The 361-nt window shown below is 56.0% G+C and carries 1 protein-coding gene; it reads left to right on the top strand.

The genetic code is table 11. The annotated features are described in order from the left end of the window. Positions 1-160: 160 nt before the first annotated feature. Positions 161-361: hypothetical protein (locus J3U67_RS00935; RefSeq protein WP_267403386.1), on the top strand; the 201-nt coding region annotated here is incomplete at its 3' end.

Raw genomic sequence — 361 nt, 5'->3', positions numbered from 1 at the left:
ACATCGCGAAGTCCTGCGTAGTCAGGGACAACTGAACACCGAATTCAGATACGACCGCAACAGCCGCCTGCAACACAAACAGACCCGGCGTGGCCACAACACCATCCTGCCCGACATCCTCACCGACCGCCGCTACCAGTACGACAACCTCGACCGGCTGGTGAGTAAAAAACATACCCGGCAAGGACAGACCGATTACCACTATGACCGCACCGGCCGCATCGAAAGCTGCCGCAACCAGGCCTACTGGGAAACCCTGCAATATGATGCCGCTGCCAACCTGCTGGATAAAAGACGCAACGAAGACAACAGTACCGACAACCAAAACCTAGTACGCTTTAACCAGCTACTCCACTTCCGC

Origin of the sequence: Snodgrassella sp. B3837 (assembly GCF_026535955.1) — a bacterium.
In the GTDB taxonomy this organism is placed as follows: Bacteria; Pseudomonadota; Gammaproteobacteria; order Burkholderiales; family Neisseriaceae; genus Snodgrassella; species Snodgrassella alvi_E.
Note: the sequence above shows the minus strand (reverse complement) of the source record. Positions and strands in the feature narration are given on the sequence as shown.